At 69.9% G+C, this 25,500-nt stretch carries 26 protein-coding genes; 14 read left to right on the forward strand and 12 right to left on the reverse strand.

The annotated features are described in order from the left end of the window. Window positions 1-31 precede the first annotated feature (31 nt). Window positions 32-1,093 carry a fatty acid desaturase family protein gene (locus tag OHB13_RS35525; RefSeq protein ID WP_328379922.1) on the forward strand — a complete coding sequence of 354 codons (1,062 nt, stop codon included), beginning with the start codon at window positions 32-34 and terminating at the stop codon, window positions 1,091-1,093. Between the two features lie 77 nt (window positions 1,094-1,170). Beyond that, entirely contained in the window at window positions 1,171-1,353 is a 183-nt protein-coding gene (locus tag OHB13_RS35530) for a hypothetical protein (RefSeq protein WP_266861614.1), read from the forward strand. Window positions 1,354-1,487: 134 nt separating this feature from the next. Here OHB13_RS35530 and OHB13_RS35535 read toward each other — a convergent pair whose 3' ends face one another. Then, the gene (locus OHB13_RS35535; RefSeq protein WP_328379923.1) at window positions 1,488-2,360 is read right to left on the reverse strand and encodes a hypothetical protein; all 873 of its coding nucleotides are present in this window, start codon (window positions 2,358-2,360) and stop codon (window positions 1,488-1,490) included. 200 nt (window positions 2,361-2,560) lie between these two features. Next, complete coding sequence (locus OHB13_RS35540; protein WP_328379924.1) at window positions 2,561-3,169, reverse strand: class I SAM-dependent methyltransferase; 609 nt, start codon at window positions 3,167-3,169, stop codon at window positions 2,561-2,563. Between the two features lie 236 nt (window positions 3,170-3,405). Here OHB13_RS35540 and OHB13_RS35545 point away from each other — a divergent pair, with 236 nt between their 5' ends. Next, window positions 3,406-3,942: a DUF4383 domain-containing protein gene (locus OHB13_RS35545; RefSeq protein WP_266861608.1), complete on the forward strand. Its 537-nt coding sequence runs from the start codon at window positions 3,406-3,408 to the stop codon at window positions 3,940-3,942. A 183-nt stretch (window positions 3,943-4,125) separates the two neighbouring features. Here OHB13_RS35545 and OHB13_RS35550 read toward each other — a convergent pair whose 3' ends face one another. Beyond that, the gene (locus OHB13_RS35550) at window positions 4,126-4,554 is read right to left on the reverse strand and encodes a PPOX class F420-dependent oxidoreductase (RefSeq protein ID WP_328379925.1); all 429 of its coding nucleotides are present in this window, start codon (window positions 4,552-4,554) and stop codon (window positions 4,126-4,128) included. A 154-nt stretch (window positions 4,555-4,708) separates the two neighbouring features. On the opposite strand from OHB13_RS35550, the gene OHB13_RS35555 reads away from it, so the two are divergent. The 6 genes from OHB13_RS35555 to OHB13_RS35580 all read left to right on the forward strand — a co-directional run bounded on the left by OHB13_RS35555 (window position 4,709) and on the right by OHB13_RS35580 (window position 11,997). Next, on the forward strand, window positions 4,709-5,122 hold the full coding sequence (locus tag OHB13_RS35555; RefSeq protein ID WP_328379926.1) for a roadblock/LC7 domain-containing protein: 414 nt from the start codon (window positions 4,709-4,711) through the stop codon (window positions 5,120-5,122). Between the two features lie 121 nt (window positions 5,123-5,243). After that, window positions 5,244-6,185, forward strand: coding sequence for a DUF6397 family protein (locus tag OHB13_RS35560; RefSeq protein ID WP_328379927.1), 942 nt, complete (start codon window positions 5,244-5,246; stop codon window positions 6,183-6,185). A 128-nt stretch (window positions 6,186-6,313) separates the two neighbouring features. Next, entirely contained in the window at window positions 6,314-7,087 is a 774-nt protein-coding gene (locus OHB13_RS35565; RefSeq protein WP_328379928.1) for a Clp protease N-terminal domain-containing protein, read from the forward strand. Between the two features lie 242 nt (window positions 7,088-7,329). Then, window positions 7,330-8,613: a hypothetical protein gene (locus tag OHB13_RS35570; RefSeq protein WP_443062983.1), complete on the forward strand. Its 1,284-nt coding sequence runs from the start codon at window positions 7,330-7,332 to the stop codon at window positions 8,611-8,613. Between the two features lie 656 nt (window positions 8,614-9,269). Continuing rightward, complete coding sequence (asnB, locus tag OHB13_RS35575) at window positions 9,270-11,111, forward strand: asparagine synthase (glutamine-hydrolyzing) (protein ID WP_328379929.1); 1,842 nt, start codon at window positions 9,270-9,272, stop codon at window positions 11,109-11,111. Window positions 11,112-11,457: 346 nt separating this feature from the next. Continuing rightward, window positions 11,458-11,997 (forward strand): ATP-binding protein, encoded by a 540-nt coding sequence (locus tag OHB13_RS35580; protein WP_266861596.1) that lies wholly within the window; start codon window positions 11,458-11,460, stop codon window positions 11,995-11,997. 120 nt (window positions 11,998-12,117) lie between these two features. On the opposite strand, the gene OHB13_RS35585 is transcribed toward OHB13_RS35580, so the two are convergent. Together OHB13_RS35585 and OHB13_RS35590 are read right to left on the reverse strand one after the other, a co-directional pair. Beyond that, on the reverse strand, window positions 12,118-12,552 hold the full coding sequence (locus tag OHB13_RS35585) for an SRPBCC family protein (protein WP_328379930.1): 435 nt from the start codon (window positions 12,550-12,552) through the stop codon (window positions 12,118-12,120). 231 nt (window positions 12,553-12,783) lie between these two features. Further along, window positions 12,784-13,779, reverse strand: a complete 996-nt coding sequence (locus OHB13_RS35590) for a PRC and DUF2382 domain-containing protein (RefSeq protein WP_328379931.1) — start codon at window positions 13,777-13,779, stop codon at window positions 12,784-12,786. A gap of 312 nt (window positions 13,780-14,091) precedes the next feature. On the opposite strand from OHB13_RS35590, the gene OHB13_RS35595 reads away from it, so the two are divergent. The 3 genes from OHB13_RS35595 (at window position 14,092) to OHB13_RS35605 (ending at window position 15,911) form a co-directional block, all read left to right on the forward strand. Next, window positions 14,092-14,796: a YoaK family protein gene (locus OHB13_RS35595; protein WP_328379932.1), complete on the forward strand. Its 705-nt coding sequence runs from the start codon at window positions 14,092-14,094 to the stop codon at window positions 14,794-14,796. A 172-nt stretch (window positions 14,797-14,968) separates the two neighbouring features. Then, entirely contained in the window at window positions 14,969-15,613 is a 645-nt protein-coding gene (locus OHB13_RS35600) for a DUF6629 family protein (RefSeq protein WP_328379933.1), read from the forward strand. 109 nt (window positions 15,614-15,722) lie between these two features. Continuing rightward, entirely contained in the window at window positions 15,723-15,911 is a 189-nt protein-coding gene (locus OHB13_RS35605) for an antitoxin (protein ID WP_266861586.1), read from the forward strand. A gap of 180 nt (window positions 15,912-16,091) precedes the next feature. Here the strand turns inward: OHB13_RS35605 and OHB13_RS35610 are convergent, their stop codons facing one another. Beyond that, window positions 16,092-16,853, reverse strand: a complete 762-nt coding sequence (locus tag OHB13_RS35610) for an MgtC/SapB family protein (RefSeq protein ID WP_266861584.1) — start codon at window positions 16,851-16,853, stop codon at window positions 16,092-16,094. A gap of 198 nt (window positions 16,854-17,051) precedes the next feature. On the opposite strand from OHB13_RS35610, the gene OHB13_RS35615 reads away from it, so the two are divergent. Continuing rightward, window positions 17,052-17,936 (forward strand): glycoside hydrolase family 19 protein, encoded by an 885-nt coding sequence (locus tag OHB13_RS35615; RefSeq protein ID WP_328379934.1) that lies wholly within the window; start codon window positions 17,052-17,054, stop codon window positions 17,934-17,936. Window positions 17,937-18,014: 78 nt separating this feature from the next. Here OHB13_RS35615 and OHB13_RS35620 read toward each other — a convergent pair whose 3' ends face one another. From OHB13_RS35620 to OHB13_RS35640, 5 genes are all read right to left on the reverse strand, one after another. After that, a complete protein-coding gene (locus OHB13_RS35620) occupies window positions 18,015-18,548 on the reverse strand; it encodes a cupin domain-containing protein (protein ID WP_328379935.1) in 534 nt (177 codons plus the stop codon). A gap of 211 nt (window positions 18,549-18,759) precedes the next feature. After that, window positions 18,760-20,304, reverse strand: a complete 1,545-nt coding sequence (locus OHB13_RS35625; RefSeq protein WP_266861579.1) for a DEAD/DEAH box helicase — start codon at window positions 20,302-20,304, stop codon at window positions 18,760-18,762. 374 nt (window positions 20,305-20,678) lie between these two features. Beyond that, window positions 20,679-20,882, reverse strand: a complete 204-nt coding sequence (locus OHB13_RS35630) for a cold-shock protein (RefSeq protein ID WP_164265153.1) — start codon at window positions 20,880-20,882, stop codon at window positions 20,679-20,681. Window positions 20,883-21,157: 275 nt separating this feature from the next. Further along, on the reverse strand, window positions 21,158-21,646 hold the full coding sequence (locus OHB13_RS35635; RefSeq protein ID WP_328379936.1) for a MarR family winged helix-turn-helix transcriptional regulator: 489 nt from the start codon (window positions 21,644-21,646) through the stop codon (window positions 21,158-21,160). 132 nt (window positions 21,647-21,778) lie between these two features. Continuing rightward, window positions 21,779-22,843 (reverse strand): ATP-dependent DNA ligase, encoded by a 1,065-nt coding sequence (locus OHB13_RS35640; RefSeq protein WP_328379937.1) that lies wholly within the window; start codon window positions 22,841-22,843, stop codon window positions 21,779-21,781. Between the two features lie 74 nt (window positions 22,844-22,917). On the opposite strand from OHB13_RS35640, the gene ligD reads away from it, so the two are divergent. After that, window positions 22,918-23,943 (forward strand): non-homologous end-joining DNA ligase, encoded by a 1,026-nt coding sequence (gene ligD, locus OHB13_RS35645; RefSeq protein ID WP_266861573.1) that lies wholly within the window; start codon window positions 22,918-22,920, stop codon window positions 23,941-23,943. Window positions 23,944-23,979: 36 nt separating this feature from the next. Here ligD and OHB13_RS35650 read toward each other — a convergent pair whose 3' ends face one another. Further along, the gene (locus OHB13_RS35650) at window positions 23,980-25,341 is read right to left on the reverse strand and encodes an NAD(P)/FAD-dependent oxidoreductase (protein ID WP_266861572.1); all 1,362 of its coding nucleotides are present in this window, start codon (window positions 25,339-25,341) and stop codon (window positions 23,980-23,982) included. Between the last annotated feature and the right edge of the window lie 159 nt (window positions 25,342-25,500).

A 25,500-nucleotide genomic window follows, 5' to 3' on the forward strand; every position in this document is an offset into this window, starting at 1 on the left:
CAGCGCATGGGCCAACAGACCGGAGACCGACATGCCACAGACCGCCTCGCTGCTCGTGGAATCCGAGCAGAAGACGGGCAGCGACTTCGCCCCCCTCCTGAGGGCGGTGAAGGCTCACGGGCTCCTGCAGCGGCGCACCGGCTGGTACATCCTCAGCATGAGCGCCAACCTGCTGGCCCTCGCTGCGACGATCGCCGGCATGTTCCTCGTGGGTGACTCCTGGTGGACCCTCGTGCTGGCCCTTCCGCTGGCCGTCCTCTGGTCGCGCACCGCCTTCTTCGGGCACGACGCCGGACACGCGCAGATGTCCGGTGACCGCAGGGTGAGCCGGGCTGTCGGCTTCTTCCACAGCAATCTGCTGCTCGGTATGAGCTACGGCTGGTGGAACGACAAGCACAACCGTCACCACGCCAACCCCAACCACGTCGACAAGGACCCTGACGTGGGCGTCGGCGTCATGGTCTGGACGCAGAAGCAGGCTGCGGAGCGCGAGGGCCTGTCCCGCTGGCTCACCCGCAACCAGGCACGGCTCTTCTTCCCCCTGCTGCTGCTCGAAGGCATCGCCCTGAAGGTCTACGGCTTCCAGACGGTGCTGTCCCGGGAGAAGGAGGACGGCTGCCGTCAGCCGGGCCGCGAGCGGGCTGTCGAGGCCCTGCTGCTCCTGGCGCACCTCGCCGGATACGCCGCGCTCCTGCTCACGGTCATGTCCCCGGGTAAGGCGGTCGTCTTCGCCCTGGTGCACCACGCACTGTTCGGGCTGCACCTCGGGATGACGTTCGCCCCGAACCACAAGGGCATGGAGATGCCCGACTCCGACGGCGAGCGCTGGGGGCATCTGCAGCGCCAGGTGCTGACCTCGCGCAACGTACGCGGCGGCTTGCTCACCGACTGGTTCCTCGGTGGACTGAACTACCAGATCGAGCACCATCTCTTCCCGAGCATGCCCAGGCCCCATCTGCGGCTTGCCCAGTCCCTGGTGAGCGAGCACTGCCGGTCGCTGGGAATGCCGTACGCCCAGACATCCCTGATCGATTCCTACCGGCAGGCGCTGACCCACATGCACGAGGTCGGAGCGCCGCTGCGCGCGGCGTAGCGGTACGGAGCGGAACAGTGGGGCTTCCCCGCGCGTTCCACAGGCAGAGAGCGGCATCAGCCGCTGAGGAGGCGTTGATGTCCAAGCCCGCAATGATCGCCGTCGGCGGCGTGGTCGCCGGCATCATCCTGATGATGCTGATCGGATTCCTACCGGGCCTGCTGGTGCTGGTCGGAGTGCCCGTCGTGGCGTATCTGCTGCTCGACCCCAGCCAGCGCAGGAGGCTGCGGAGGATCACCCGTAAGGAGATAGGCCGCTGATTGCCGGGCCCCGGTGGGGATGCGCACCGCATCTTCACCGGGGCCCGTATGCGGCGCTGCGCGCGGCATGCGCGGATCGGCTGCGAGTGTTCCCGGGTGTTCCCGGTTGTCGGGCCGGGCGAGCCGCCGGCCGGTCAGGCCGGGCGTACCGCCAGCTTCTCCAGGCTCTTCAGCAGCGCCGGCAGGGCGGGGCCCCGGCCGATCGGCACCACGTCGCCGGGCTGGTCGTCGAGGAGTACGAAGGCCATGTCGTCGGTCCTGGCCACCAGCGACCAGCCGGGCCCGTCCGCGCGCAGCGTGCGGGCGCCCTCCGGCGCGAAGGCCGACCTAATGCGCCCGAGCGGTGGCGGTGTGTCCAGATAGGCATGCAGTTCGTCGATCACACGACGAGCCGGGCTCGGCTGCTTCTCCCCGGGCTCCGACGACGTTCCAGCTTCTGTGGCCCCTGTGGCTTCTCCGGGGGCTCCTGCTTCTCGGGGTTCTCCGGACTCTCCTGAGTCGACGGGTACGAAGGCCTCGTCGTCGCCGATCTGCTCACGCCACTGCGCCCACTGCAGCGCGATCTCGTCGGCACCCAGCCGCCGCTGCGCCGGCCCCCAGATGTCCGCGGGCGGGGGAGCGAGCGGTACAGGACCGCCGTCGGGCAGCCCCTCGGGGTCGTGCGGCGCGGGTATCCCCGGCGCGGCGACCGCAACGTCGAGCGGCCATCCCGGGAGCGAGGCGACGATCGACCGGTCGTCCGGCGACAGGTCGTACTCCATACCGCAGTCCCAGGATGCGATGGCCACGGCGACCAGCGACACATCGTCGATCACCACGGTCCACCGCGCACCCGCGCCGTCCTGGCCCAGGACCATGCCGTATCCGTCGGGACGCGGAGTGATCCCGAGCGAGTGGCACGCCGAAGGGAAGTCGTCGCCGAGCACACTCGGGAATTGTGCTGGGGTCAGCAATACCGCAGTCAGGACATACAGCGAGTCGTCGCCGGCATCGTCCGTCCCCGTCACTGGAGCCTCCTGTTGATCAGTCGTCGGCGCACCCTAACCAGTCAGTAACGCCAGCGTCGAGTGGTAGATCGGATGAATTGGCTCCGCTTGTGGAGGCTCGGTGCTGCACCGGTGGAGGGGGCGCCCGTCGTCGCGCTGGAACACGGCCCGGGTGCGGTGAGGGGCAGACGTTGGCTGCCGCGACACCGGCCCGACAGGACCTAGCTTCCCTGGTCGTCGCGCACGGCCAGCGCGAGAAACCGGTCGGGCTCATCGGTGTACGAGGTCATCCGCCACCCCGAGGCGGCGAGCAGTGTCCGCAGCGGCCCCTCGCCGCGCAGGTCGTCATCGGTGAGCCGACGCCCCTGCCGGGCCGCCAGCGCCGCCCGGCCGATCGGATGGAACAACGCCAGCAGGCCACCGGGCTTGACGGCGCGGGCCAACTCCCGTGCCCCGTCCTCGGGCTGGGGCAGATGCGCGATCAGCCCCGCGGCGAACACGGCGTCCAGCGACTCCGTGAGCACCGGCAGCCGTGCGACATCCGCGAGCAGCAGCTGGGCGTCGCGGTGGCGCCCCGCACGCACGGCCGCCGCCAGCATCTCGGGCGTCAGGTCGGCCCCGATGACGTAACCCGCTGTCCCGACCGCCCCACGCAGCGCGGGCAGCGCCCGCCCCGTACCGCAGCCGGCGTCCAGAACGGCGTCACCTGGCCGCAGCCCCATGTCCGCGACGGCGGCGGCGTAGGCGGGTCCGTCGTCCGGGAAGCGGGTGTCCCAGCCGGCGGCCCGGGCCCCGAAGAACTCCTGCACATGTGTGTGGTCATCGGTCATGAGGAGATGATCCCCCGGCCGCGTCTCCCGGATGCCTCCGCCTCGGATACCCGTACGGGCTCCGGCTGCGGGCCGGGGCTCAGTACGGCCGAGCACCGGCTCTGCGGCCGCTCCCATCCCCATATAGCGCGGCATCGAATATCATAAAGAGCAGTAAATGGGGCATTTCGACCCATCGTATGGATCCTGTGCGACCGACCGGGGTGGGATGCCTCCGGAACGGAGGAGGATCAGAGATGGCTACGAGCCATACCGTGCACGCCCCCCGGAGCCGCTTCGTCCTGGACGAACATCTGCCGGTCGACCACAGACTGAGCCGGGTCTACCGCTTCGGGGCCGGTCTCATGGGCCTTGTCCTGCTGGCTTTCGGGATACTCGGCGTGATCGACAAGATCGGGTTCTTCAGCACCGGCGGAGACATGGTCGCCGGCCTGAACACCAACGGTGCACTGAGCGTTCTGTCGATCGTGATCGGCCTGATCCTGATGGCGGGCGCCGTGATCGGCGGGAACATCTCATCGATGCTCAACATGGTCATCGGCGTGGCCTTCATCCTCAGCGGGTTCGTCAACCTCGCCCTGATCGGTACGAGCGCCAACTTCCTGGCTTTCCACCTTCAGAACGTCCTGTTCAGCTTTGTGGTCGGGATTCTGCTGATGACGTTCGGGATGTACGGCCGGGTGTCCGGGAGCCTTCCGCACGACAACCCGTACTGGCGCGCCCGGCACGAGAAGCGTGAGCGGCGCGCACGCCAGGCTGCCGCGCAACACTGACGCGGGCGCCGGGTTGCGCTAGGCCCTGTCCGGCCGGTCTTCGCGGGCCCGCGACGCCTGGCACGGCACCTCGCCGCGTTGTCGGAGTCACCCCAGTACGTCCAGTACGGGGGCGATCCTCCGTCTTGCGAGGCACCGCACCGGACGCCCCGGCCTGATCCACGAAGATCGGCCGGACGGGACCTAGTCCGCCACGGCGGCCTGTGCGAGTACCTTCTCGATGCGCACCCGGACGAGGAGTTCGCCCGGTACGCCATTGCGCTCGGCGAATTCCGCCGCGCGCTGCTCGCCCATGTACCGGGCGCCGATCCGGCCGGCCCAGTGCCCTACTTCGGCCAGATCCTCACTCAGCGTCGCGTGCCCCTGGAGCACGACGAAGGAGAACGGCGGGCGATCGTCGTCCACGCACAGGGCCACGCGTCCGTCACGGGCCAGATTGCGGCCCTTGACGGTGTCCTTGCCCGTGTTGAACACCAGGTCCTGCCCGTCCAGGACGAACCAGATCGGTGCGATGTGCGGGCTCCCGTCGGCGCGTACGGTCGAGAGTTTGCCGGTGCGTGTGGAGTGCGAGACGAATGCCCGCCACTGTTCCTCGGTCATCTGCTGTGCCATGACAGCATCATCGGCCGTGGACGGCCGCGTCGCGAACCGAACCCACCCGGAACGCGTCTCCTTGCCCGGAGCGCGGCTGTGGTGAAGGCTGGCCGGAGTTCGCGGGGCCGGGGAACAGGATCAGGGGAACTGAATCAAGGGGGAGGGCGGGGACATGGCGCTGAGCAAGGGACTCGACTGGCTGCTGGACGACCTGACGAACCGGGTCGAGCACGTCCGGTGTGCGCTGGTGCTGTCCAACGACGGACTGGTCACCGGGGTGAGCAAGGAACTGGCGCGGGAGGACGCGGAGCATCTGGCCGCGGTGGCCTCCGGCCTGCACAGCCTCGCCAAGGGGTCGGGACGGCACTTCCACGCGGGCGGCGTCCGCCAGACGATGGTCGAGTTCGACGAGGGGATCCTCTTCGTCACAGCGGCGGGCGACGGCAGTTGTCTCGCCGTCCTGAGTACGGCCGAGGCCGATATCGGGCAGATCGCGTACGAGATGACCCTGCTCGTCAACCGGGTCGGGGAGCACCTTGCGGTCGCCGCCAGGCAGCCCGACGACACGTCGTCCGCGACCTGGTGACGCCGCGCTGACCTGCGCAGCCCGGCCGGCTTGCGGAGTTATCCACAGGCCGGTCGGGCGATGGGCCCCTCCCGGCTACTCTGATTACAGAGAGTATTCGTTCCTCACGGGGGAGGGCATCATGGCTGTAACCGAAGCTGACCACGACAGCAGGGCCGTCGCGACCGTCACGACCGGGAGTGCCGGGAAGGCGCTGACTCTCGATCGGGCCGCCAGGGAACTGGGCCTGAGGCGAGCTGAGTTCGAGCTGGCTGTCCGGCTCGGCCACATCAGGGTCACGGCGGACGCGGGTGGTGCGCGGCGCCGGGTCATCCCGGAGGAGGCTGACCGGCTGAGGGCGACAGAAGGGTTTCCGGACACTCTGCGGGAGCGGGTGAGGACGGTCGGGACGGCCGCGGCGGCCGAGCTCATCGGTGTCAGCCCGGCCCGGTTCACCAGGCTGGCGCGCGCCGGCTGCTTCACGCCCGTCTCGTTCCGTCTGAACCGCTACCGGGCCGTCGTCTGGATGTATCTCGCCGTGGAGGTCGAGGAGTTCGCGGTGAACCAGCCCGCGCTGCTCACGGGCCGGACCCCGGAAGAACTGCGCGGCAGGCTGGAGGCGGGGGAGGACTGGCGCGCGCGGAACTGGCGAGGCCGCCGGCAGTCGCTGTTGCTGCGGCGGGCGGACGGCGCCTGGGCCCGGGCGGCCGTGCTGGCCGGTGCGCTCGATCCGGTCCAGCTGGCGGAAGTGGTCGATGATCCGTACGAGCGCGCGTACTTGAACAGGCTCCGGCCGGAACCGGTGGCTGTGCGCCCGGACTCCCCGGCGGCACGGGAGGTGGTGGACCGTCTGCTGTCGCCGGACGATCCCGACGAGATCCTCTGGTGCAGGACGAGCCTGATTCTGGCTCTTGAGGAGGCGCGCGCGAGCCTGGACGCCCCGCGACCGGGTGAGGGTGTCTGCCCGGCCCCTCCGGCGTCCCGACCGCAAGTCGTCGGCCGGGCAAGGGTGTTGCTGGCGAAGTGGCGTCGCAGGGAGCCGGGTGGGGCCTCTGGAGGGAGCGGCGGCCACACAGTGCGCTGACACTTGTGCACTGAGACCTGTGCACTGAGGCATGTGAACTGAGGTCCGTGCACCGACGTCATGCACCGGCGCCATGAAGTGACAACCCATGGTTGACAGTCGCTCTGCTGTCAACCTAAGGTTGTCACATGGTGAATCCAGTCCCTGCGGCTCATCCGGTCCGGCTCGACGACCTGATCGAAGCCATCAAAAAAGTCCACTCCGACACCTTGGAACAACTGACCGACGCGGTCATCGCCGCCGACCACCTGGGCGAAGTGGCCGACCATCTGATCGGCCACTTCGTGGACCAGGCGCGGCGATCGGGCGCGTCCTGGACCGACATCGGCAAGAGCATGGGGGTGACCCGGCAGGCCGCACAGAAGCGCTTCGTGCCCAAGGGGGCCGGCGAAGCCCTGACCCTCGACCCCAGTCAGGGATTCGACCGCTTCACGCCGCGCGCGAAGAGCGTCGTGACAGCGTCGCAGGACGAGGCCCGCGCCGCGGGCAACGCCGAGATCGGCGTCGGGCATCTGACCCTCGGGCTCCTGGCCGAGCCCGACGCGCTCGCCGCGCAGTCGCTCATCTCGCAGGGCGCCCAACTGGACGCCGTGCGCGAGGCGGTCACCGCCACACTGCCGCCCGAGGCGGAGACGGTGCCCGAGCTGATCCCGTACGACGCCGCGGCGCGCAAGGTGCTGGAACTGACCTTCCGGGAGGCCCTGCGGATCGGCCACAACTACATCGGAACGGAGCACATCCTGCTCGCGCTGCTGGAGTTCGAGGACGGCGCGGGAGCACTGTCCGGCCTCGGCATCAGCAAGGCGGCCACCGAGTCCTATGTCGCGCAGGTGCTGGCGGCCAACACGGCCGGTGTCGCGCAGGTGCTGGCGGACAACACGGTCGGCCGGGAAGGGAAGTGATCCGGACCGGGGTCGGACCCCGGCGGCTGCTGTCCACCCTGACCGGCTGAGGCAGCGGCGCGCGGCGGGCGCCACCGGGCGGTATGGGAGGAGGCGTCCGCCGTGCGTTCGCCACCGGGCGTACTCCGCTGCGCGGGGCGGGCATGGTGAAGTCCGGCTCTCCGAGGGGGCCGTGGCCTCGGCCGCCACCGAAGCCACCGGCTGCGGTACTGATCACACCTCCTACCGGATACGGTTCTGGTGTGATCAATGGGGACGATATGACACCGGGGACCGCGCTGCTGCTCGCGGCCGCACCGGAGGGCAAGGGCCGTCTGACCGACGCGACCTCCGTGCTGGCGACGCTCGCGGCGGTGCCCCCGAGCGCACTCACCGGCACCGCGCTCGCGACCGTTGTCGAACTCGCGGACCCCATGGATCCGCAGACGGTCCTGACACGGCTGCGTGCCGTCGCGGCTGCTCCCGGGCCGCTTCATCTGTATATCGCGGGCCAGTTGCAACTCGACCGCAAGCAGCGGCTGGTGCACCTCGCCCTCGCCCGCACCACGGCTGCCACCGTGCGCTACAGCGGCCTGCCGTGGCACTGGCTCGCGACCGAACTCGCCGTGCGGCCGCCCGGCACGACGACCGTGGTCGTCGACCTGGTGGCCGACTCCGAAACCTGGGAGCAGCTGGCGCACGGAGGCTTCGGCCTCGGTCCCGGTGTACGGCTGTACGGGCGGGTCGCACCGCCTCCCGGGCGCCGCACCACGCTCGGGCCCAGCTATCTGAAAGCCATGGCCGAGATCTGGCGCACCGGAGCAAGGCCGCCGCTGGACCAGCTCCACGAACTGGCCGCGGCCCAGGGTGGATCCGATGGAGCCCTGTTGTTCGGCGCGGGACCGGGCCTTCCGGCGGCCGCGGTGCCCGGCCTTGTAACGGAGCACGAACGGGCCCACGTCCCGCAGCAGGCGGCCGGCCGGGACAACGCCCTGGCCGCCCCGGATCGGTCCAGCCGCACCGCCGCCCCCGGCGGTGCGGCACCGGCCCCCGCTCCCGCAGTGTCCGCAGCTGTGGTCCGGGCCGCCGGGCCGGACCCCGCCTCCGATCCGCACCCCGCGATCCTCTCGGCGGCGCGCGCCGGACGGCACACCGAAGCCGCCGCCGCGGCCGCTGCCTGGGAGAGCGAGGCGATGCGCGCCCACGGGCCGGGTTCGGCGCAGGCCCTGCACTGGCTCGAAGTGCGGGCCGACCTCGCCCATCTCGCCGGGGACGCGGGGCGCAGCTGCGAGTTGTGGCTGATGGCCGCGGGCGCCCGTCTGCAGAGCGGCCAGGCCGTCGACGACGCCGAGGTCGAGGCCGCGGTGGACCGGGCGCACCACGAGTGGGAGCAGATACCGGACTCCGCACGCGTCCGTACTCTCGCCCCGGATCTGGTCGAGCTTCGCCGCCGGGTCCCCGGACGCCAGCGTGGGGCGCTCCAGTTGCTGCAACAGCGCCTGGAGCAGCTGCAGATCCGCACCCCTGGCGCGGCGCATCAGGCATAGAACGGCGGGAACCACCCAGCCCCGGGAGCGCCGACTTACCCGCTGACCTCACAACTCCGCCGGCCCCACAGGCGCTCGGCGGGCCCCACACCCCCGTACGCCTCCAGGCCCCGTAGGCACGCAGCCCCGCAGGCCCGTCCTGGTGACCGGGGCCTGCGGGGCTGGGCCAAGGCTGGGCGAGGGGGCCGAGTGAGGGGGCCGGGCGAGGGCGTCCCGCTCCGCCGTGGCGGGCGCTGCACCTCTCCCGCGAACAAGCCCGGCGCAACGGGCAGTACGGACTTCCTTCGAAGGGGGTCGACCGGACGGTCGGCGCCCGGATCAGTGCTGAAACGAGCCGGCGCCCGGGATTGATGAAGTCTTTGCCTGTGGCTTGATCTTGTCGTTCCGTTGGTCGGAACCAGAGCCGCGAGGCGGGCATGGCAGGGATTCTGCCCGCCGGGCACACAGCCACCGCGAACCCCGAACGGCCGAAATGCCTGGGTAGGGTGCGGCGCTTGCGTTAACCATGCGTTGACTGCATGCAGTCGTGTGACCCACGCTCGTCATATAGGTGCTGATTACAACTGATCCGGTCCGGCAGCCCAGTTCGCCCGTATTTCCGCTGATCAACGCGGGGGTTCGAGGCTCCGGCCGTGGTCGGAAGCAGGAGGAATCACATGTGTGGGATCACCGGCTGGGTCTCTTTCGACCGTGATCTGCGGTCCGAGTCCGAGACGTTGGATGCAATGACCGAGACGATGGCCTGCCGTGGCCCGGACGACCGTGGCACCTGGATCAGCGGTCCCGCGGGTCTCGGGCACCGCCGGCTGGCCATCATCGACCTGCCCGGCGGGCGTCAGCCGATGACCGTCGAGACCGACCGGGGCGAGGTGGGCATCGTCTACTCGGGCGAGGCGTACAACTTCACCGAGCTCCGCCGTGAACTGACCGGCCGCGGGCACCGATTCGTCACCGATTCCGACACGGAGGTCGTGCTGCACGGCTATCTGGAGTGGGGCGAAGGGGTGGCCGAGCGGCTCAACGGCATGTACGCCTTTGCCGTCTGGGACAGCCGTCACCAGAAGCTTGTGATGATCCGTGACCGGATGGGCATCAAGCCCTTCTACTACTACCCGACGCCGGACGGCGTGCTCTTCGGCTCCGAGCCCAAGGCGATACTCGCGAACCCGCTGGCCCGCGCCAAAGTCGGCCTCAGTGGCATGCGCGAGCTCTTCGCCATGGTCAAGACTCCCGGTCACGGGTTCTGGGAGGGTATGCACGAGGTCGAGCCCGGCACGGTCGTCACTGTCGACCACGGCGGACTGCGCCGGCACGTCTATTGGTCCCTGGAGACCCGGCCGCACACCGACGACCAGGAGACCTCGATCGCCCATGTGCGTACGCTCCTCGACGACATCGTCCGCAGGCAGCTCGTCTCCGACGTGCCCCGCTGCACGCTTCTCTCCGGAGGCCTCGACTCCTCCGCGATGACCGCGATAGCCGCTCGCCAGCTCGCCGAGACCGGCGAGACGGTCCGCAGCTTCGCCGTCGACTTCGTCGGGCAGGCCGAGAACTTCGTCGCCGACGAACTGCGCGGCACGCCGGACACCCCGTTCGTCCACGATGTCGCCCAGGCCTCCGGCACGGACCACCGTGACATCGTGCTCGACTCGAACGCGCTGGCCGACCCCGACGTACGCGCCCGGATGATCACCGCACGCGACATGCCCATGGGCTTCGGGGACATGGACGCATCGCTGTACCTGCTCTTCAAGGCCATCCGGGAGCAGTCAACGGTCGCGCTCTCGGGGGAGTCGGCCGACGAAGTCTTCGGCGGATACCTCCAGTTCTTCGACGAGGAGGCCAGGAACGCCGAGATGTTCCCCTGGCTGGTGCGCTTCTCGGAGCACTTCGGGGACGACTCCGACGTCATGCGATCGGACCTGACCGCCAAGCTGGACCTGCCCGGTTACATCCGGGACAGCTACGCCGGGGCCGTCGCCGGCATCGAACGGCTCGCCGGCGAGAGCGACTTCGAGTATCGGATGCGCAAGATCTGTTACCTGCACCTCACCCGGTTCGTGCGGGTGCTGCTCGACCGGAAGGACCGGGCGAGCATGGCGGTCGGCCTGGAGGTCCGGGTGCCGTTCTGCGACCACCGGCTGGTCGAGTACGTGTACAACACGCCCTGGTCCCTGAAGTCCTTCGACGGCAGGGAGAAGAGTCTGCTGCGGGAGGCGACGGCGGACGTGCTGCCGAAGTCCGTCTATGACCGGGTGAAGAGCCCGTACCCCTCCACCCAGGACCCCAAGTACGCCATCGCCCTCCAGGGGCACGCCAAGGACCTGCTGGCCAAGCCGTCCCACCCGATCTTCGACCTGGTCGACGCGGACAGGGTGCGCCGGGCGGCCCACCGGGACGTTCCGCAGATCACCCAGGCGTCCCGGCGTGGCCTGGAGCGCACGCTCGACCTGGCACTCTGGCTGGACCTCTACAAGCCGGAGCTGACGCTCTCCTGAGCCGTTCCTGAGCCGTTCCTGAGCCGTTCCGGACGTGCTCCGGAGACGTTCGTTCCTGAGCCGTTCCGGGCGGGTGGCCGCAGCTGCGCAAGCTGTGCGGCCACCCGCCCGTTCGTGTGCCACGACCGCCACTGCCGGCCCACTTCGCGCGAGGGCCTCCGGGTGGGGTGGTAAAGCGCCAGGTCAGGCCGGTGCCACCGCTGCGCGTTGCGAATTCACCCGGATGGGGTGACCCTGGTGGAAGTCATAGTGTGTCCATCCGATTACTTTCGGTGTCCTCGGGGCTGTCATGTCAGACGAGGTGAGGCCGGCACTCCGCCGCCCACCCTGATGAGGAGACGCAGTCGTGATCACTGAAGCATCCCGCGAGTACGTACTGGACCTGGAAGCAACACCCGACAGGGTGCCGCAGGTCCGGCGTATCGTCGCAGCGCATCTTCGCCACTGGCAGCTCGATGCGCTGATCCAGCCGGTCAGTCTGGGCGTGTGTGAACTGCTCACCAACGTCCATCTGCACGCGGGCGACGACAAACGCTGCACCCTGGAACTGCGCTGGACCGGCCGCAGTCTGACCGCGGCCGTGCTGGACACCAGCCCGAGACTGCCGCAGCTGCGCTGTGCCAGCCCGCTGGTCACCCACGGCCGTGGCCTGCCGATGGTGTCCACCCTCAGCGACAGCTGGGGTACACATGCCACCGAGGACGGCAAGGTGGTCTGGTTCACGATCCGCGCCCAGGCCGCCACCGGCAGCCCGCTTGAGCCCCGCAATCCCCTTCCCGCCGTCTCGACGGCGGCCCGCAGCCTCGTCGTCGCGGAGCCGTCCGGGCTCCCGCAGGGGCGTACCGAGGATGTCCGGTTCGCGGAACTCGTGGACGCCGGCTCCTGACACCACCACGGTCCTGCGGCGCCCGGCGCCGCAGGACGGCACCGGTTCCACCGTGCCCTGCGCCGGCAGTTCGGCCGCGCAGGGCACGCGTGGTGCCCGAATGGGCCGCACTGCGAGCGGTCAGTCCCGGAGCAGCCCGGCCACCGCACGGCCGAAGAGCAGCTGTCCCGACCGTGCGGTGAGTTCGTCGAACACCCCCGGCAGCCTCGCGATCCGCAACTCCTCGCGCCACACGACACGACAGCCGCACCCCTCGGGGCGCACTTCGATCGAGGCCCCGCCCAGCACCACCCTGCCCTGCTTCTCCAGATCGCAGAAGCCTGGCTGCCCGGGGCGCGGCGGCTCCCAGCGAACGACCTCCATCGGGTCGTCGAACCCCGCGGGGCCGGCCCCCGTGCGTGCCACGAACCTGGTCCCCACCCTGTTCGGGCCCGGGGTCACCACGGTGATCCTGGTCAGCGGCACATGGGCGGCGTGCAGCTCCCACCGGGTGAGGCGCCGCCAGGCTTCCTCCGGGGGCAGCGCGCTGCAACGTTCGATGCGGAACTCACCCATGGGGGCGGACATCCGGATGGCTGACCATGTGCGGCGGGGCTCCCTGGTTGTCGGGCACAGCGCGGTGGACCGCCGTCGCTGCGGCAGAACCCGCCTCAGCGTAGGCGGCCACCCGGCTCCGCTCCCGGACACGGCAGAGGGTGGTGTGTCTCCCCCGTGGAGACACACCACCCTCTGCCGGCCTGGGCCGACCGCGCCCCGGCCGCGTCCGGAACGCGCAGGGCCGCGGCTTCAGTTGCCGGTTCCCTCCATGTCACCACGCTCCTTCGCGGTGTGACCGTCGTCGTACTGGATCTCCTCCTTGCGGACCTCGGCGGAGACTTCCTTCTGCTCGGTGACCTTCTCGGTCTCCATCCGCACCCGCTCGACCGCCACGGCCTCCTTGCTGACCACGGGCTGTTCGGCGTGCAGGATCACTTCGGACTCCGCCTCGCCGATCCGGGCACGGCCCGCGGTCGAGCGGTCGCCGTCCTTGATCGGCTCCCGTACGACGTGGACCTCTTCGTGGCTGACCGGGACGGTGGTCGTCACGTTCTCGGTGACCACCACCTTGCGCAGCCGCGCACGGCCCGAGACATGCTCCTCGGTCCCGACCCGCAGCTGCTCCTCGGAGCGTATGAGTTCCTCGTTCTCGTTCATGGCCGCACGGGAGCCCACTCCAGCGGGGACACCCCGCGCACCGGCGGTCGTCTCGGAACCGCTGGACATGCTGCCCATGCCGCCCCGTGTCTCACGGCTGCCCATGTCGGTCGTCCGGCCGGTTGCCTTCGCCGTGCCCCGGGTGCCCGCGGTGTCCGCCGCTTCACCGTGCAGCGGACCTGCTGCCTTCCGGTTCGCGACTCCGGCAGCCCCCGCGGCACCGGCCGCACCGGCCGCTCCGGCGGCTTCCGGGGCACCGGCGGACTGACCCGGGTGGGTGAGGCCGTAGTGCCGGTACAGCTCCTGCTCCTGGGCGAGATCGAGGTGCTGTTCGGCGTCGAGCCGCGGGGCGTCCTTGACGAGTTCCTTGGCGTGGGGGATGTGCAGGGCGTTCTCCTCACGCCGGGCACCTTCGAGCGGGATGAAGGTTTCCTTGGTGCCGAACAGGCCGGTCTTCACGGTCGCCCACTCGGGGCGGCCACTCTGGTCGTCGAGGTAGACCTGCTCGACGCCGCCGATCTTGTCCCCGGTGATGTCGTAGACCATCAGGCCGGTCAGCTCATCGGGGCTGCGGAAGTCGGCTGCCATCTGTGATCACTCCCTTGTACGTGGTCCGGCAGAGGCTCGGACGGCCCCGCCCGCGGATTGCACGCGTTCTTCCATCGGGTGCTCATTCCCGCCTCCCGGCAACACGAATGGACCTGGCCGACTGTCGGAAAGCCCGGGGAGGGCGGTCGGCGCGCCCTGACGCCCTCCTCGCGAAGATGGCGATCCGTTACGCCATTCGAGTGAATGGGTGTGGTGGGCTCCGGGGCACGGCCCTCTCCGTCCCCCGGCGATCGCCTCAGGTGCCGTTGTGCGGGCCGGTGAATGCGGCGAGCATGGATCCGGAGGTCGATCTTGCTGAAGACACGCGCCGCCAGGTTGTCCGATGTCGCGGTGCTGCCCCTGCTGGCCGCCGCGGCGGGTGCCGTGGACGCGCTCGCCTTCATCGCGCTCGGCCATGTATTCGCCGGTGTGATGACCGGCAACCTGATCCTCATGGCCATCGGTCTGGGCAGCGGATCGCCGGGCGACGCGGTGTATCCGCTGGTCGCGCTCGCCGGATTCGGGCTCGCCGTAGTCGTCGCGGGCCGCTTCTGCCGTACCCGCGGCGGTGCCCGTACGGATGTGGGCCCCGCCGGTGACGAATCGGGCGCCGACTGGAGCCGAGGGGTGTTCGTCTGTCTCACCGTCGAGGTCGCGTTCCTCGCCGCCGTGGGCGTGGCCTGGGCGGCCGTCGGGGGGCACCCGGACGGCGACGGCCGTGCGGCGCTGATCGCCGTCCTGTCGGTGGCGATGGGCCTTCAGACAGCCGCCATGTTCGCCGCGGGCCCCACCGGCGCCCCGACGACGTACTTCACCGGGACCCTCAGCTCCCTGCTGACCGATCCGTCGGGCGGACGCCCGGCAGGGAGCAGGCTCGCCGCACTGCTCGCCGGCGCGGTGGGTGCCGCCGCGCTCCGGACCTGGGCACCGGCGTGGGCGGCTCTGCCGCCACCACTGTGCGCCGCCGGAGCCCTGGCGCTCGCCCTGTCGGCCGGACCGCGCGGACCGGACCCCTGAGAGGGCCGCCCCGAATCAATCAATCCGGAACCAATCAATCCGGAATCAACCAGCCGGAATCAACCAGCCGGAATTGACCAACCGGAATTGACCGACACCGTCGGACAACCGGGCTCCGGCCCTCGTTCCCGTAACTGATTCCGAAGGCCCAGGCCCAGGCCCAGGAGGCGCCATGTGCTGGAGCGCGACGGCCGACCTGGCGGTCGGCTCCGGTATCGCGGTGGTCGGCGTGGCCTGCCTGGCACAGGTGCGCCGGGCGCGGGATCTTCCGCTGGCCGCGCTGCCCCTGCTCCTCGGAATCCATCAGGTCATCGAGGCGGAGGTCTGGCACTCCGGCGGTGGCACCGGGCCTGCCACCACGGCGTGGGCCGTCATCGCGCTGCCCCTGCTGGCCCTCTGGGTGCCCTGCGGCGTACTGCTCGCCGCGCCGCGCCCGGTACGCCGCCGCCTGCTGCTGCCCGTTGCGGCCGGGATCGCCACCGCTGCCGTCCTCGCGCTCTGCATCGCCGACCGTCCGGTCTCCGCCGAAGTCCGTGGTCACACCGTCGGATACGTGGTCGACCTGCCGCTTCCCGCACTCGTCGTCGCCGGATATCTGCTGGCAACCGTCGGATCCCTGCTGCTCACCGCGGATCCGCTGCTGAGGCTCTTCGGTGCGGTCGTCGGCGCGGGAGCGCTGATCTGTTTCCTGCTCTGGAAGCTCGAATACGTCTCCACCTGGTGCGCATTCGCCGCCGTCAGCGCGGTCCTCATGGTCGGCTGGGTCCGCCGGGGCCCCGGAAGAACCGCGCGTGCCGCCGGAATCCGTATCCCCTGAAGCGGCGCCCGACGGCGGATCCGGCGCTGTTCACCCCGGCCGGGATGCGGACCGGGCCGAGTGCGCACACCCTGGAGTGGAGGGGGAATCGCTGCGAGGAGGACGACTCATGTCCATGATGGACAAGCTGAAGCAGATGATGAAGGGCCACGAGAGCCAGGTCGGGAAGGGGGTCGACAAGGCGGGAGACGCCGTCGACAAGAAGACCGGCGACAAGTACAAGAGCCAGGTCGACACCGGCCAGGACCAGCTCAAGCACCGGCTCGGCGGCGACCAGAACGACCCGCCCCAGTCCTGACCACGCCCCACACATCTCGCTCGCTGCTCATGGCGGCTCCGGCCCCGGGTGGTGAGGCCCGGCAAGTCCGGGCCTCACCGCCCGGGGCCGCTGCGTTCCCGCCACAGAACCGGCCAGAACCGGCCGGAACCGCCGCGCGCAGGTGAGAAGCAGGCCGGGAGTCGTACGCCCGGCTCTGGATCACTCGGCGAGTTCGCCCTTGATGGACGAGACGCTCAGCACGCCCTCGAACTCGGAGAGTTCCGCCACCAGCTGATGGACGCTGCCCGTCCCCTCGATGTCGATGTGGACGAAGGCCGTCCCCGCCTCGTCATGTCTGAGTTCGGTGTCCTCGGGCGCCTTGTCGTCCGCACGGTCCACCCGCACCTGAACGACCTGGAACCCCTCGGTGGTTGCCCGCTCCAGGATCCTCGTCAGCACACTGGTGCCGATCGTGTACGCGAGATGGAGGCGGGTCTGCTCCATGGTCGCGATCGAGGGGATGCGCCGCGTCACCCAGGAGTATCCGTGGACGACCAGGAAATGGACCGCGGTCGCGCCGATGGCCAGGAGCGGCAGTCCGCCGCCGCACGCCATACCGATGGCACAGGTGAGCCAGACCGTGGCCGCGGTGGTCAGCCCGCGTACGGCATCCCGGCGTACGAAGATGAGCCCGCCGCCGATGAAGCCGATGCCGGAGACGACCTGGGCGGCGACCCGTGACGGGTCGAAGGAGACGTTGTGCAGCGCGAGGACCGCGTTGAACCCGTGCTGCGACACCTCCATGAACAGGGCACTGCCCACGCCGACCAGGGTGTGGGTACGCAGTCCCGCGCTCTTCTGCCGGGTGGCCCGTTCGGCGCCGATGAGGGTCGACAGGAGCAGGGCCAGGCCCAGTTCGGCGAACTGACGTGCTCCCTGGCCCGCGCCGGGGTCGAACAGGGGCGTGGCTACAGCGTGCAACAGACCCTCCATACCGTGCTGGAACAACATCTCCGACCCTACGGCCTCACCTGCTGGGGCCTGCGGCCGCCACGGCTCACCGCACCGTGCACCAGTATCCGAACGCCCTCTTGGCAGGTCCAGACCAATCAGGCTTGAGTGCCCTCACCCCCACAAGCGGACATCGTTGTCCCGATGGCCGCGCGAAGGAGTGATCACGTGTCACGACGCCTCATGGCTCTGCTCACCGCCCTGTTGGCGGCCATCGGATTCGCTGTCTTCCTGCCGATGACACCGGCCTCGGCCGCGACCTGTGCCTCGGCCTGGAATTCCTCCTCCGTCTACACGGGCGGACTGGCCGTCTCGTACAACGGGCACAACTGGTCGGCGAAATGGTGGACCCAGAACGAGACCCCCGGCTCCGCCGATGTCTGGTCGGACCAGGGTGCCTGCGGTGACGGCGGCAGCGTGCCGCCCGTCGGCTCGGACTTCGTCGTCAGCGAGGCGCAGTTCAACCAGATGTTCCCGAACCGCAATTCCTTCTACACCTACAGCGGGCTGACCGCGGCGCTGAGTTCCTACCCCGCCTTCGCGAACACCGGCAGCGACACGGTCAAGCGCCAGGAGGCCGCCGCGTTCCTCGCGAACGTCAGCCACGAAACCGGCGGTCTCGTCTACGTCGTCGAGCAGGACACCTCCAACTACCCCCATTACTGCGACACGTCACAGCCCTACGGGTGCCCGGCGGGCCAGGCTTCCTACTACGGCAGGGGACCGATCCAGCTCAGCTGGAACTTCAACTACAAGGCGGCGGGCGACGCGCTGGGCATCGACCTGCTCAACAATCCGAGCCTGGTGGAGACCGACCCGGCCGTGGCCTGGAAGACCGGCCTCTGGTACTGGAACACCCAGACCGGCCCCGGCACGATGACCCCGCACAACGCCATGGTCAACGGCGCCGGCTTCGGCCAGACCATCCGCAGTATCAACGGCAGCATCGAATGCGACGGCGGCAACCCCGCGCAGGTGCAGAGCCGGATCGACAGCTACCAGAGCTTCGTCCAGATCCTGGGCACCACCCCGGGTTCCAACCTCAGCTGCTGACCCGCGGAGACCAGGGAACGCGCCGGCGGGGCGTGGCGCGCGGTGAGCGCCCCGCCCCGCCGGCCCGCAGGTCTGTGATCAGGCAGGCGGCTCACCCAGCACGTACAGCCCGGGGAGGTTCACCACCACGGCCTCCTGAGTGCTCCGGGCGATGACGACGACAGCGGTCTCGTCGGGGCTCGGGTTCTCCTCGCGGTGCGGCACATAGGGCGGGACGAAGACGTAGTCGCCCGGTCCGGTCCGGATCCGCACCTCCTCGGGCGCACCGCCGGCGTCGTCGAGGAAGACGAACTCCGGGTGCCCCGCGACGACATGGATCGCTGTCTCCGACGCCCCGTGATGGTGGTCGGAGGACGCCGTGTCCGGCGCGACATGCGTCTCGCCCATCCAGATCCGCTCCGAACCGACGGTCTTCCCACTGATCGCGGCGAACCGCTGCATACCACCGCTCTGCGCGGTCCCGCCGTCGAGCGACCCGGCGCGTACGTGGTGCAGCCTGGCACGCAGCGGTCCTGGATTCCGGTCGGCGTCCCCGGGGGTGAAGTCGGGGTGGAACGCGTCGTGTCCTGCCGCGGAAGCGCCGTCGGCGGGCGGAGGGGAGTGCGGGGCCATGGGATTCCTGCTCGTCGGTACGGACCGGTTCCAGGCGCCGACCGTAGAGAGGCGGACAACGGTAAGTCAAGAAACGTCCGGCGCTGCCCGGTGGGTTCCGGAACGCCGGCGCTCCGCCGTGGATGCCCGGACGGCACACCCCGGAAAGCCCGATCGCCGCCCCGCGCAGTGCGGAGCGGCGATCAGCAGGTCACCCGGTACGGGGCTTCGGTCAGGCGACGTTCTTGTACGAGGACGACTGCTGCGGCGGATTGCCGGAGCGGCCGCGGGGCGCACCCGCCGTGCGGCGTGCCTGGGCGGGGCGGCTGCGCCGGCCGCGGGCCGACGAGGGGCTGCCCTTGGTGCGCTCGGCGACCGGTGAGGAGACGGTGACCGGGACACCGGAGGGCGCCTGGGCGCCGGTGATACGGCTCAGCTCGGCCTCCCCGGACCGCACCTGGGCGATGTGCGGGGTGATTCCGGCGTCGGCCATCAGCCGGCTCATCTCACGGCGCTGGTTGGGCAGTACGAGGGTGACGACGCTGCCGGACTCTCCCGCGCGCGCCGTACGGCCGCCCCGGTGCAGATAGTCCTTGTGGTCGCTGGGCGGGTCGACGTTGACGACCAGGTCGAGGTTGTCGACATGGATGCCGCGGGCCGCGACGTTGGTGGCGACCAGCACGGTGACATGGCCCGTCTTGAACTGCGCGAGGGTCCGGGTGCGCTGCGGCTGGGACTTCCCGCCGTGCAGCGCGGCGGCCCGTACGCCGCTGTTCAGCAGGTGCTTGGTCAGCTGGTCCACGGCGTGCTTGGTGTCGAGGAACATCAGCACCCGGCCGTCACGGGCGGCGATCTCGGTGGTCGTCGCGTACTTGTCGGACCCGTGGATGTGCAGCACGTGGTGCTCCATCGTGGTCACGGCACCCGCCGAGGGGTCGACGGAGTGGACCACCGGGTCGTGCAGGTAGCGGCGGACCAGCAGGTCGACATTGCGGTCCAGGGTGGCCGAGAACAGCATGCGCTGTCCGTCGGGGCGCACCTGGTCGAGCAGTTCGGTGACCTGCGGCATGAAGCCCATGTCGGCCATCTGGTCGGCCTCGTCCAGCACCGTGATGGTGACCTGGTCGAGGCGGCAGTCGCCCCGCTCGATGAGGTCCTTGAGCCGGCCGGGGGTCGCGACGACGATCTCGGCGCCGCCCCGCAGCGCGCTTGCCTGCCTGCCGATCGACATACCGCCCACCACGGTGGCCAGCCGCAGCCTCAGCGACCTGGCGTACGGGGTGAGCGCGTCGGTGACCTGCTGGGCCAGCTCGCGGGTGGGCACGAGGACCAGGGCCAGCGGCTGGCGCGGCTGGGCGCGCTGTCCGGCGGTACGGACGAGCATGCCGAGGCCGAAGGCGAGGGTCTTGCCCGATCCGGTGCGACCGCGTCCCAGGACGTCCCGGCCTGCCAGCGAGTTCGGCAGCGTGGCGGACTGGATCGGGAACGGCTCGTTCATCCCCAGGCTGGTGAGCATCTTCAGCAGCTCGGGCGGCAGCTCCATGTCGGCGAACGAGGCGGCCGGGGGCAGCGCCGGTGTGATCGTGACAGGCAGTGCGAACTCGCCCTGCGGTGCGGGCCTGCGGCCGCGGCCACCGGAGCGGCTGGGCGCGCCGGAGCGGCCGGAGCCGCCCGAGCGGCTCTGCGCCTGGGAGCGGAAGCCGCCCCTGCCGGAACCTGCGCCACCACCGCTGCGGGTACGTGCGTAACGGTCGTTCGTGCGTGCTGTGCGGTCCATGCGGATCCTTCCTCGATGTGGCACGTATCGAGGAATTCTCGGCAGCGGACAAGAGGCCGAAGAATCGCAAGAACGAGCCGAAGTAAAGAGCGAAATCAAGGCCGGGCAGATCGGAGAAAAGCCGGGGCGGTGAGTTCGAAACGGCCGGAAACTGCCGAACAGAGGCGGCTGGTGTACCGGCGCATAGGGGGTCAGGCGGGCCCTCGTCCGTCCTGTGGAGGCGACGGGCGGCGCACCCTGCCCCAGCGGGGCCGCGGTGCGCACCTGGGAACGGGCCCTCTCCGGAACCGTAACAGGGAACCGGTCGAAGCCCGAACAAAGCAACGAGCTGGGGCCCGCACCCCAAGGTGCGGGCCCCAGCTGCGTGTCATGCGTCAGGCGGGAACGATGTTCTCGGCCTGCGGGCCCTTCTGGCCCTGCGTGACGTCGAAGGTCACCTTCTGGCCTTCCTGGAGCTCGCGGAAGCCCTGGGCGGCGATGTTCGAGTAGTGGGCGAAGACGTCAGCGCCGCCACCCTCCTGCTCGATGAAGCCGAAACCCTTTTCCGCGTTGAACCACTTAACGGTGCCAGATGCCATGTGAAACTCTCCTTCGGGGCAAAATGCCCGGAGGCCCGCACTGTGCGAACCCCACGTCGCCGCGATGATTACCACGTCCGGAATACACCGGAAATACAAAAATGCGCCCACCGGCACAGAAAGCCAGTGAGAGCACTTGAAGTCTTTGGGAACCACAACTGCAACTGGTAACGACAGTAGCACGCTGAGCACCGCGATGTGGGGCAGATTTTCTCGGTGGGTGCTCGGATCGCTGAAAATCAACACATCGCGCCGTTATTCCCGCAGGGCGGAAATTAAATGGCGGTGGCCTCCGCTGCTTCGGCAGCCTGGACGGTCTTCAGCGCTTCGACCGCCCTGACGAGCGGTGCCAGCTCCGGATCGGCCGCCGCCCGGTCGAGGGCGGCGCGCAGGGCTGCGTCATTGGTGGGGCGGGCCTGTTCCAGAAGCAGGGCCCCCACCGGGGTGACGTCGGTGTAGATGCCGCGCCGGTCGGTGGGGCAGAGGTATCGGGAGAGCAGCCCCCGGTCCTCCAGCCGCGTGACGAGCCGGGTGGTGGCGGAGTGGCTGAGGACCACCGCGTCGGCGACCTGCTTCATCTGCAGATGGCCGCCCTCCCCGTCGTGCTGGCGGCTCAGGACGTCGAGCAGCGAGTATTCGCGCACGCTCAGCCCGTGGCCCGCCTGGAGCGCGCGCTCGATGTGCGCCTCGATCCTTCCGTGCAGCAGGGAGAGGGCGCACCAGCTCTGGCTCAGGGCGGTCATCCCCGGGTCCTTCGCTGTCATCGGTGCCTCCTTCGGCGGGAGCCACCCGGGCCGTTGTCGACCCGGCGTGCCGGTGCCTCCGCGCCGACAACTATAGCGCGCCTGCAATTAAGCGGCGTCCGCAAGTAACAGTCCCGCTGGAGCCGGGACCGGTCAGACGTTGAGGATGTCGGCCAGCCCCGGACCGGACGGTTCCTCCAGCTGTGCGTACGTGCAGCTCCGCGGTTCCCGGTCCGGGCGCCACCGGCGCCACTGGGTGGTGTGCCGGAATCGTGCGCCGTTCTCCATGTGGTCGTAGGCCACTTCGAGCACCCGCTCGGGGCGCAGTGGAATCCACGACAGATCTTTCTTGCCGCTCCAGCGGCTGGGCGCTCCCGGCAGCCGCGCCGTCTCGTGCGCCGCCTCCTCCGCCCACGCCGCCCAGGGGTGTCCGGCGGCCGACTCCATGCGCAGGGGCTCCAGCTCGGTGACGAGTTCCGCGCGGCGCTTCATGGAGAAGGCCGCGCAGACGCCGACGTGCTGGAGTGCGCCCTCGCCGTCGTACAGGCCCAGCAGCAGTGACCCGACGACCGGGCCGGACCGGTGGAGGCGGTAGCCCGCCACGACGACGTCCGCCGTCCTTTCGTGCTTGATCTTGTACATCGCGCGCTCGTTGGGCAGATACGGCAGGTCGAGCGGCTTGGCGACCACGCCGTCGAGGCCGGCGCCCTCGAAGGTGCGGAACCAGTCCTCGGCCACATCCGCGTCGGTCGTGGCGGGCGCGACATGCACGGGCGGCCCGGCTGAGGCCAGCGACGAGGTCAGCTGTTCCCGCCTGACCGCTTGGCCCGTCGCCATCAGCGACTCGTCGCCCAGGGCCAGCAGGTCGAACGCGATGAACGACGCGGGGGTCTGTTCGGCGAGGAGTTTCACCCGGGACGCCGCGGGATGGATCCGCTCGGTGAGCGCGTCGAAGTCCAGCCGGCCGTCCCGGGTGATGACGATCTCGCCGTCCAGGACGCACCGCTGGGGCAGGTTGCGCAGCAGCGCTTCCGCCAGCTCGGGGAAGTACCGGGTGAGCGTCTTGCCCGTACGGCTGGTCAGTTCGACCTCCGGGCCGTCCCGGAAGACGATCGCCCGGAATCCGTCCCACTTGCCCTCGTACTGCATACCGGGCGGGATCTTCTTCACGGACTTGGCGAGCATGGGCCTGACGGGCGGCAGAACAGGCAGATCCATACTCGGATTCTGCCGCCGGACGCCACATACCGCCCGATATGCGAAGTGGGCACCCGGCGCTTAGCGTGACGCGCATGGGTGCAGCAGTGGAGCTCGAAGCGGGGGAGCGGACGGTACGGCTCTCCAGTCCCGACAAGATCTACTTTCCGGAACGGGGCTTCACCAAGCTCGATCTCGCCCAGTACTACATCGCGGTCGGCGCGGGCATCACCCGCGCTCTGCGGGACCGCCCCACCACACTCCAGCGCTACCCGGACGGGCTGGCCGGCGAGTCCTTCTACCAGAAGCGCGCGCCGAAGAACCTCCCGGACTGGATCCCCACCGGCACCGTCACCTTTCCCAGCGGCCGTACCGCGGACGAGATGTGCCCGACCGAGCCGGCCGCGGTGCTCTGGGCCGCGCAGTTCGCCACCTTCACCTTCCACCCCTGGCCGGTGCGCCGTCAGGATCCGGACCACCCGGACGAACTGCGGATCGATCTCGACCCGCAGCCGGGCACCGACTTCGACGACGCGGTGCGCGCGGCCCATGAACTGCGCGCCGTACTCGACGATTTCGGCGGGCTGCGCGGCTGGCCCAAAACGTCCGGCGGCCGTGGACTCCATCTCTTCGTGCCCATCGAGCCCCGGTGGACCTTCACGGAAGTGCGGCGGGCCGTCATCGCCTGCGGGCGCGAACTGGAGCGCCGGATGCCGGAACGGGTGACCACGGCCTGGTGGAAGGAGGAGCGGGGCGAGCGCATCTTCGTCGACTTCAACCAGACGGCCCGCGACCGCACGATCGCCTCCGCATACTCGGTCCGCCCCCATCCGCGCGCCCAGGTGTCGGCGCCACTGCGCTGGGACGAGGTCGGCAGCGTGCACCCCGCCGACTTCGACATCGCCTCCATGCGGGACCGCTACGCCGACCTCGGTGACGTGCACGCGGACATGGACGACCACCGCTTCCGCCTCGACGCCCTGCTGGAACTGGCCGACCGGGACGAACGGGACCGCGGCCTGGGCGACCTCCCGTATCCGCCCGAGTACCCGAAGATGCCGGGTGAGCCCAAACGCGTACAGCCGAGCCGTGCCAGGCACGACTCGGAGCACGACGCATAGCCGGGGACGCCCCGGGCGCCCCCGGGACGGTACGCGTCAGCCGCGGGCGGTCATGGACGCCGTGTGCTCACGCACCTGCTCCGGGGTGAGATAGGAGTCCGTGTACTCGAAGTCCCGCAGCGTCGCGGGCTTCTGCGACTGGAAACCGGTCCGTACGAAGTCGTCCCCGGCGATGGCGTTGATCATCCAGTTGGTCATCACCCGGGTCTTGGCGACATTGGTGCGCAGCGCCGACCAGTGGTAGCCGCGGGCCACCGCCTGCGCCGACAGGCCGCGCAGCTCGATTCCGAGCGGCTTCGAAACGGCGTCCCTGCCACCCAGGTCGACCACAAGCCCCAGATCCTTGTGGACATAGGGCTGGAGCGGCTGATGACGCAGCGACGCCACGATGTTCTCCGCGAGCTTCCGGCCCTGGCGCATCGAGTGCTGTGCGGTGGGCGGGCAGATCGCGCCGTCCCCCTTGGCGAGGTCCGGTACGGCGGCGGCGTCGCCGAGGGCGTAGACCCCGTCGAGCCCCGGCACCGTCATCTCAGGTGTCACCGCGAGGCGTCCGCGTACCGTCTCGGCGCCCAGAGTGGCGATCAGCGGACTCGCCGCGACACCCGCTGTCCAGATCAGAGTGCGGCACGGGAGGACCCGGCCGTCGGTGAACGTCACCTTGTCCGGACCGGCCTCGGCGATCGACACCCCGAGCGAGACCTCGATGCCGCGTCCGCGCAGGATCTCCAGCGCACTGCGCCCGAGCTTGTCGCCGAGCTCCGGCATCAGCTTCGGAGCGATGTCGATCAGATGCCACTTGACCAGCTTCGGATCGATGCGCGGATAGTGCTTCACGGCGTTCTTGGTGAGGCGCTGCAGACAGGCGGCCGTCTCGGTGCCCGCGTAGCCGCCGCCGACCACCACGAACTGGAGTCGGGACGCCCGCTCCGCCTCGTCGTGGCTGGCATCCGCCAGGTCCAGCTGGGCGATCACATGGTCGCGGATGTACGCGGCCTCGGCCAGGGTCTTCATCCCGCGCGCATTGTCGACGAGGCCGGGGATGTCGAACGTACGGGTGATGCTGCCCGGGGACAGCACGATCTGGTCGTAGCGCTCGTTGACGATCTCACCGGTGATGTCGCGGATGACGCAGACCTTCGCCTTGGTGTCGACCCCGATGGCCCCGCCGGGAATGATCCGCGTGCGGTGTTTCTGGCTTCGGCGCAGCGACACGGCGACCGACTGCGGGGTGAGAACGCCGGAGGCGACCTGGGGCAGCAACGGCAGATAGAGCTGGTAGGAGAAGGGCGCGACAAGCGCGATCTCGGCCTCGCCGGGGATGAGCCGCCGCTCAAGGCGGCGTACGCACTCCACTCCGGCGAAGCCGGCGCCCACTACGAGAATCCTGGGTCGTCCCACGGTGTTCGTCCCTTCTCAGGTCTGCCCGGTCATCCGTCCCCTCCCGCCTGCCCCGTGGGGCGGGTGACGGCACGTGTGAATCGCGCCCTGACCGCTGCCCGGCACAGCCCATCTTCGCGGGCCGGAGGAGAGTCCGCCTGCTGAACCCCGCAGAAGGGC

Origin of the sequence: Streptomyces sp. NBC_00440, from assembly GCF_036014215.1 — a bacterium.
In the GTDB taxonomy this organism is placed as follows: domain Bacteria; phylum Actinomycetota; class Actinomycetes; order Streptomycetales; family Streptomycetaceae; genus Streptomyces.